Source organism: Staphylococcus sp. HMSC14D10 (assembly GCF_001808125.1).
In the GTDB taxonomy this organism is placed as follows: domain Bacteria; phylum Bacillota; class Bacilli; order Staphylococcales; family Staphylococcaceae; genus Staphylococcus; species Staphylococcus haemolyticus.
On sequence record NZ_KV792242.1, the window covers coordinates 1 to 7501 of the forward strand.

The window sequence follows — 7501 nt, forward strand, 5'->3', positions numbered from 1 at the left end:
ATTTTTAGTCATCAGTCCAATTTATTATAGAGCCCTTTTTTGTTATGGCTGAGAAAGACTTTTAATGATAGGCTTGAATTTTCTTGTAAAAGGAGTAAAATAATTAGAGTTAAATTCATTGATTCGTATTAATATGCTTCAATATTTAGGATAGAAACGACAATATAGAAAGGTAGGTGGCAAGGTGAAAAATAAATTTTTAATATGTGATGAATGTCAGGCGGTAAATATCAAAACTTTGAAAAGAAAATTAGAAAAATTAGATCCAGAAGCAGAAATTGAAATCGGCTGTCAATCTTATTGTGGCCCTGGACGTCGAAAAACGTTTGCCTTCGTAAATAATCGACCACTTGCTGCGCTTACTGAAGACGAATTGTTAGAAAAAGTCACAGCTCAGCTAAAAAAACCAAGAGATCCGGAAGAAGAAGAACGACTAAGAAAGCGTAATGAGGAACGTAAACGCCGTAAAGAAGAACAAGATCGAAAGCTAAAAGAGAAATTAGCTAAACGTAAGGCGATAAAATAGAGGAATTAAGTTATATTATAAACTTAAGCTATGAGTGTATTCTAACCTGAATATTGTCGTAGCTTTTTTATTGTAATAAAAAAAGCACTTAGAAGACATTTATCTTCTAAGCGCTTAACTAGGTCTAATCCTATGACATTACAACAACGTTAGTTGCTTGTTCGCCACGTTGACCTTCAGTAATATCGAAGTCAACTTTTTGACCTTCTTCTAAAGTTTTGTAACCTTCACCAGCGATACCGCTGAAGTGTACGAATACGTCACTTCCGTCTTCTCTTTCGATGAAACCAAAACCTTTTTCTGCGTTAAACCATTTTACTGTACCGTTATTCATATAGAATACCTCCATGTGCTTTTGCACGAATATTTGTAACAAATTCATTTATAAAAAAGAGAGTATTCTAGACAAACACACTACATTTAAATTCACGAGCTTTTATTACGTTAGATTAACTATAACTGTTATTTATTAATAAGTAAAGCTTTTTATTTTTAAAAATATTGATAAGTTGAATTTATATCTTTTGAAGTACTAGTATACAGTATTTTAATAAATAAAAAATTTTTAAATATTAAACAAATCATTAAAGGATTCTACTATAGTTGGGTGGGTATAAATAGTATCCCTTAGAACTTGGTAAGGTATATGTTGATCAATTGCTAACTTAATTAAATTAATAATTTCTTCTGATTCTTTGCCATAAAGTGTAGCACCTAAAATCAAATCAGTATCTTTATCGATAATAACTTTGAAAATGCCGCGAGCGTCATTATTAATCTTATGTCTCGGAATTTGAGCGACAAGTAATGTATTTTCAATATAATTATAGCCTTGAGATTGAGCTTCTTTAGCTGTTAAACCTACTCGAGAAAATGGTGGATCAATAAAGACAGTGTAAGGAATTGTACCACGGTTAAGTGTAGTACGCGATTGGTCACCATATAGTGTAGATTTTAGAATTCTAAAATCGTCCAGAGAGATATACGTGAATTGTAGTCCGCCTTTGACATCTCCAACAGCATAAATATGTTCGACTGAAGTTTGAAGATGCTCATTCACTTTGATTTCACCACGTTCACCAAGTTCAACATCAGTTTGTTCAAGCGCTAAATCAGTATTAGGTATACGACCTGTAGCTATCAATACAGCGTCAGCTGAGAAATTGCCTTTAGAAGTTACAATTGTCGTTTGGTTGTTTTTATTTTTAAATTCTAGCGTTTCTGCATTTGTGACAAAGGTAATCTCTTTGTCCTCTAAATCTTTAATTGCATGTGCAACCACGTCTTGATCTTCACGTGGCATGATATGTTCGCCGTGTTCTATAACTGTTACTTTTGAGCTGAAATTAGCAAACATTGAAGCAAATTCTAAGGCGATATAGCCACCACCGATGATTACTAAATGCTTAGGTCGATATGAAATATTCAATAAACCTTGTGAATCAAATAAATGTTTAGCACTTTCGATACCCGGGATAGATGGAATATTCGATTTTGCGCCTGTATTAATAACAATGCTATCCGCAGTTAAAGTATGTACAATAGTACCATCCTCGTCTAGTAGATTAACTTCAGTATTAGATTTGAATTGCGCTTTGTAATTGAATACTTCAATGTTTGTATCATTTGCTAAGTTATTATAGTTTTTCTTATTTAGTGCGCTGACTACGTCTTTTTTTCTTGAAAAGGCAGTGTCAAAATCGATGCTGTCAATCCCATCATGTACGAGTACTTTAGAGGGTATACAGCCGTGGTTTATGCATGTTCCTCCAAAGTTGTCTGAGGATTGTTCTACTAAAGCGACGTGTTGACCTTGTGATGCCACGTACTTGGCAAGTGTTTTTCCTGCTTTACCGAAACCAATAACTAATAAATTAAAATGTGTCATTTAATGTGTCCTCCTGAAGTGTATCTTTAATTACGTCGTTAATTGTCAAGTTACGATAAAAGTTGAGCGCTAGTGCAGTTTCTTGCTCTTTGTATTTATTCATAGTGGTTGCGATATTTCTAGAGATTGTACAATGGCTTTCTTCGCTACCAGTAAAAATACGTTGTGTTGGTAATTTATCTAACACGAAAAGTTGATACAGTGTATCTAAGGTGATGGTTGGAGTGTGCGCATTAGCTCGATAGCCACCACCTTTTCCACGAATTGAATCTATATATTGTTGATTATTAAGTGTAGTGGTAACGCGTCTTAGTTGTACAGGATTAAGACAGGTAAGTTCTGCTAAATCCTGGCTATTGAATTGTTCTTCGGAATGCTTAGTAAGAAAGCTTAGCACGTGTACTGCAATGTTGAATTCTAAATTCATAATATACCGCCTTTAATGTAACTTGATTAGTTACATTAAAATACATTACTCATCAAAAGTCAATATGAATGTCATAATAAAAAATGGGTAAACTATAAGTAGTTATATAGAATAAAGGAGTGATTATAGATGGCAGACTTAGTACAATTAGGTAAATCAGATGTTCACGTATTTCCAATTGCATTAGGTACAAACGCAGTAGGTGGTCACAATTTATACCCAAATTTAGATGAAGAACAGGGTAAAGATGTTGTACGTAAAGCAATTGACAACGGTATTACGTTACTAGATACAGCTTATATTTATGGACCTGAACGTTCTGAAGAATTAGTTGGCCAAGTAGTTCAAGAGTATCCTCGTGAACAAGTTCAAATTGCCACGAAAGGTTCACATGTTATTAAAGAAAATGATGAAGTCGTACAAAATAATGATCCAGATTATTTAAAACAGCAAGTTGAGAATAGCTTGAAACGCCTTCAAGTAGATTATATTGATTTATACTACATTCATTTTCCGGATGAAAATACTCCGAAAGATAAAGCAGTTGCTGCATTAAATGAACTTAAAGATGAAGGCAAGATTAAAGCAATTGGCGTGTCTAACTTCTCATTAGAACAACTTAAGGAAGCGAATAAAGATGGTTATGTCGATGTAGTGCAATTAGAGTACAACTTATTACATCGAGAAAATGAAGAAGTCATGAAATATGCAGCTGAAAATAATATTACATTTATACCATACTTCCCGTTAGCATCAGGCATCTTAGCTGGGAAGTATGAGGAAAATCAAACGTTTGATGATCATCGTGCACCTCGCCGTGATTTCCAACCGGAAGTATTTAATGATAATGTTCGACGAGTGAAACAATTACAAGGCATTGCGGAAGCTCATAACACATCTATTGCTAATGTGGTTCTAGCATTCTACTTAACGCGTCCAGCGTTAGATGTGGTGATTCCTGGTGCGAAACATGCTGAACAAGTTGTGCAAAATATTGAAGCGGCAAATATTCAATTAACAGATGATGAACTGAACAAAATTGATGAATTATTTCCGATTGAATAAAATAAGTTAAGGTAAAATTAAATAAAGTAATTGATGCTCTTACACCGTTTATATGTGTGTAAGAGTTTTTTATAACTGAAATAAATAGTAATGATTCTTTTTTTATTTTAAAAAATACACATATATTACGTGAAATAAGGGTACTAGGCAAATATGTAAAATATTAAGTAAGTATGAAGTTTTTATGTTGTTAACAATGAAAAAGGAAATAGTTTTTTTTATATAAATTAAGAGAGAGTGATAAAAATGATTACAGTTTTATTTGGAGGAAGTCGTCCAGAGGGGAATACAGCACAACTTACTAAGTTAGCAGTTGAGGGATTAGATTATAAATGGATTGACTTAACCGATTATCAATTCAATCCTGTAAGAGACTTTCGTCACGAGAATAGAGATATTACAAGCTATAACGATGATTATAAACAGGTCATTGATCAAGTTTTAGAAAGTGATACGGTCATATTTGCATCACCGGTGTATTGGTATAGTGTTTCTGCATCTTTAAAGGCATTTATCGATCATTGGTCTGAAACTTTAATAGACAACAACTACAAGGACTTTAAAGAAAAAATGGCAAAGAAAGATTTTCGACTTATTTTAGTTGGTGGAGACTGCCCTAAAGTGAAAGCTAAGCCAGGTATTACTCAAATGAAATATACATTAGATTTTATTGGTGCTGAACTTAATGGATATATAATTGGTACCGCTGAACGTCCAGGTGATATTTCGAAAGATATGTTTGCACTAGAAAGAGCTAAAGAATGGAATGAAACATTAACGTAAGCCTAATTCAAAAGTATATTAAACTACGCCGATAAATATTCTATATTAAGCGATTGTATAAGTACTGTGATATAATTTCATTATTAATTCCATAGTAAAGTCAGGAGAATCAAGTATGTTTAAAGTCAGAGAAGCTACACCAAATGACGTCGTAGCAATTAGAGATGTTGCTACTAAGGCATGGTATAACACATATTTAAATATTTATGCAGCATCAACAATAAATGAGTTATTAGCTGCTTCTTATAATGAGCAACATTTAAAGAAACGTTTAGAAGAACAACTATTTTTAGTAGCCGAAGATAATGATGAAATTATTGGCTTTGCTAATTTCATTTATGGTAAAGAATTGTATTTGTCTGCGCATTATGTACATCCAGAATCTCAACATAAAGGTTATGGTTCTAGTCTACTTAAGAAAGGATTAGAACAATTTGACGGTAAATATGATGCAGTATTTTTAGAAGTTGATAATAAAAATAAAGATGCAATTCAATACTATCAAAATAATGATTTTGAAATCGTACGTTCTTATCAACCAGAAATGTATGGAGAACAAATGGATTTGGCTTTAATGAAGAGAAGTATATAAACGCTATGACTATACTGTAATGAGAGGAAGGATTTATTTGACGCAAACACCTTATGTTGAACAGAAATTAGCTGAAGAGAAGGTATTCAAAGACCCTATTCATAAATATATTCACGTCAAAGATCAACTTATTTGGGATCTTATTAAGACAAAAGAGTTTCAACGTTTACGTCGTATTAAACAACTAGGCACATTATATCTTTCTTTTCATACTGCAGAGCATAGTCGTTTTGGCCATTCTTTAGGTGTATATGAAATCGTGCGACGTATGATTGACGAATCATTTGTGGGACGAGATGCTTGGAACAATGAAGATAGACCATTGGCATTATGTGCAGCATTATTACATGATTTAGGTCATGGTCCATTTTCACATAGTTTTGAAAAGATATTCAATACAGACCATGAAGCCTTTACGCAAGCAATTATTACTGGACCTACTGAAGTTAATGAAGTTTTAAGTCGCGTATCGAGTACTTTTCCTAAAGAAGTTGCAGAAGTAATTAACAAAACGCATCAAAATAAACTTGTAATTTCTATGATTTCATCGCAAATTGATGCTGATCGAATGGACTATTTACAAAGAGATGCTTATTTTACGGGCGTCTCTTATGGCACATTTGATATGGAACGTATTTTACGTTTAATGAGACCATCTAAAGATGAAGTTCTTATTAAAGAGAGTGGAATGCATGCCGTTGAGAACTTTATAATGAGTCGCTATCAAATGTATTGGCAAATATACTTTCATCCGGTTAGTAGAGGCGGAGAAGTATTGTTAAATAATTGTTTGAAACGTGTTAAACAATTGTACAATGAGGGGTACCATTTTAAGATGTACCCAGAAGATTTTGTTCCTTTTTTTGAAGAGAAGGTTACAATTGAGCAATACGTTGATTTAGATGAAGTCGTCGTACTTTATTATTTGAAGAAATGGATACAAGAAGATGATGCAATTCTCAGTGATTTAGCACGTCGTTTTATAAATAGAGACTTATTTAAATATATTCCATTTGATGGTTCAATTATTACTATTACTGAGCTACAAGAGTTGTTCATAGAAGGTAATATTGATCCGAACTATTATTTTGTTAGTGAGGCTTTCTCTGATTTACCATATGATTATGATCGACCTGGTTCTAATAGACAACCAATACATTTATTAAGACGCAATGGTAGTATTAGAGAAATTAGTAGTCAATCACTCGTTATTTCAAGTATTACAGGTATTAATCGTGAAGATTATAAATTATACTATCCTAAAGAAATGATTCTTAATATTGAGAATCCACAAACTAAGGGTTCTATTATTAATCTACTTAATGAATTGAATTAAGCCATTGAAACTTTAATATATAACGCATAATATAGAGATTATGAATTCAAGTTTTTCGGAGGTGTAATGTGTGTCTGAGAACAAAGGTTTTAAATTTAATATTATCAAGAATGACCCGCTTGATGGACATAAAGGGACGAATATAGGCTCAATTAGTTTAGATAATATTGCACCAGTATTTATAGATGTTGCGAATAAAGAGGCGTTTATAGATATAGGTGGTATGCATGCACGTGCTCAAGTTGAAAAAGGTGTTAAATGGATAAATGACAAATCGGAAGTTGAAGGCGAAGAAGCTAAAGAATATTGGCTTTGCTGGGTGACTACTGAACGTAGTGAGAGTGGCCCATATTATGCTGGTGTTACTGCATGTTATTTATTAGTTAACAAAAGTATACGACGTGGTTATAAAAGTATGCCTGAACATGTTAATATGATGGATAAATCTATGAAACATAAAATTATCATTGACCACATTGGTGAGGAAAATAAAAAAGTTTTAGCAGACTTTTTAAAATCTCATAATGAAGAGATGTGGAATAATTCTAGTGAGGAATTATTCAAAGCTTTTGAATAATATAAACAGTATTAGGAGTAGGACACTACGCTTAAAACAGCCAGTAAGTGCATTTGTATAAATACACTTACTGGCTTATTTAATTTCAATAGTATTAAAATCTTTTGTTCCAATCAAATCTGGCTATGAATACTCAGTAATTATTTTAAAGGTTCACCAATATGATATTCACGGTTCTGTTGCAAAGTTGAATTTATAGTATAATTTTAATAAAAAGGAGTCTTTTGTATGAACTATTTCAGATATAAACTATTTAACAAGGATGTTATCACCGTAGCCGTTGGTTACTATCTAAGATATGCATTGA

At 32.6% G+C, this 7501-nt stretch carries 9 protein-coding genes and 1 pseudogene; 7 read left to right on the forward strand and 3 right to left on the reverse strand.

The window, feature by feature from the left end; genetic code table 11:
- The first annotated feature begins 184 nt into the window (after window positions 1-184).
- Window positions 185-526, forward strand: coding sequence for a YuzB family protein (locus HMPREF3134_RS03565; protein ID WP_011276654.1), 342 nt, complete (start codon window positions 185-187; stop codon window positions 524-526).
- A 130-nt stretch (window positions 527-656) separates the two neighbouring features.
- Here HMPREF3134_RS03565 and HMPREF3134_RS03570 read toward each other — a convergent pair whose 3' ends face one another.
- The 3 genes from HMPREF3134_RS03570 to hypR form a co-directional block, all read right to left on the reverse strand.
- Window positions 657-860 carry a cold-shock protein gene (locus HMPREF3134_RS03570; protein WP_049426256.1) on the reverse strand — a complete coding sequence of 68 codons (204 nt, stop codon included), beginning with the start codon at window positions 858-860 and terminating at the stop codon, window positions 657-659.
- A gap of 231 nt (window positions 861-1091) precedes the next feature.
- On the reverse strand, window positions 1092-2414 hold the full coding sequence (gene merA, locus HMPREF3134_RS03575; protein WP_070440769.1) for a hypothiocyanous acid reductase MerA: 1323 nt from the start codon (window positions 2412-2414) through the stop codon (window positions 1092-1094).
- The gene (hypR, locus tag HMPREF3134_RS03580) at window positions 2401-2841 is read right to left on the reverse strand and encodes a redox-sensitive transcriptional regulator HypR (RefSeq protein ID WP_053019393.1); all 441 of its coding nucleotides are present in this window, start codon (window positions 2839-2841) and stop codon (window positions 2401-2403) included. Before hypR ends, merA begins: the two co-directional genes overlap by 14 nt.
- 129 nt (window positions 2842-2970) lie before the next feature.
- Between hypR and HMPREF3134_RS03585 the strand changes: the two genes are divergently transcribed.
- The 6 genes and pseudogenes from HMPREF3134_RS03585 to HMPREF3134_RS11945 form a co-directional block, all read left to right on the forward strand.
- Window positions 2971-3906 (forward strand): aldo/keto reductase, encoded by a 936-nt coding sequence (locus HMPREF3134_RS03585; RefSeq protein WP_011276586.1) that lies wholly within the window; start codon window positions 2971-2973, stop codon window positions 3904-3906.
- Between the two features lie 246 nt (window positions 3907-4152).
- Window positions 4153-4689 carry a flavodoxin family protein gene (locus HMPREF3134_RS03590; protein ID WP_011276585.1) on the forward strand — a complete coding sequence of 179 codons (537 nt, stop codon included), beginning with the start codon at window positions 4153-4155 and terminating at the stop codon, window positions 4687-4689.
- A 115-nt stretch (window positions 4690-4804) separates the two neighbouring features.
- Complete coding sequence (locus tag HMPREF3134_RS03595) at window positions 4805-5281, forward strand: GNAT family N-acetyltransferase (protein WP_037552452.1); 477 nt, start codon at window positions 4805-4807, stop codon at window positions 5279-5281.
- Between the two features lie 19 nt (window positions 5282-5300).
- A complete protein-coding gene (locus tag HMPREF3134_RS03600) occupies window positions 5301-6617 on the forward strand; it encodes an HD domain-containing protein (RefSeq protein ID WP_172592541.1) in 1317 nt (438 codons plus the stop codon).
- Between the two features lie 70 nt (window positions 6618-6687).
- A complete protein-coding gene (locus tag HMPREF3134_RS03605) occupies window positions 6688-7194 on the forward strand; it encodes a YwhD family protein (protein WP_011276582.1) in 507 nt (168 codons plus the stop codon).
- A gap of 228 nt (window positions 7195-7422) precedes the next feature.
- Window positions 7423-7501: pseudogene (locus tag HMPREF3134_RS11945) on the forward strand (IS6 family transposase); the annotation flags it as partial.

Excerpts from the sequence above, each read along its gene's own strand:
- merA (WP_070440769.1), bottom strand. The coding sequence starts at position 2,414 with ATGACACATTTTAATTTATTAGTTATTGGTTTCGGTAAAGCAGGAAAA.
- HMPREF3134_RS03600 (WP_172592541.1), top strand. The coding sequence starts at position 5,301 with ATGAGAGGAAGGATTTATTTGACGCAAACACCTTATGTTGAACAGAAA.
- HMPREF3134_RS03595 (WP_037552452.1), top strand. The coding sequence starts at position 4,805 with ATGTTTAAAGTCAGAGAAGCTACACCAAATGACGTCGTAGCAATTAGA.
- HMPREF3134_RS03585 (WP_011276586.1), top strand. The coding sequence starts at position 2,971 with ATGGCAGACTTAGTACAATTAGGTAAATCAGATGTTCACGTATTTCCA.
- hypR (WP_053019393.1), bottom strand. The coding sequence starts at position 2,841 with ATGAATTTAGAATTCAACATTGCAGTACACGTGCTAAGCTTTCTTACT.
- HMPREF3134_RS03590 (WP_011276585.1), top strand. The coding sequence starts at position 4,153 with ATGATTACAGTTTTATTTGGAGGAAGTCGTCCAGAGGGGAATACAGCA.
- HMPREF3134_RS03570 (WP_049426256.1), bottom strand. The coding sequence starts at position 860 with ATGAATAACGGTACAGTAAAATGGTTTAACGCAGAAAAAGGTTTTGGT.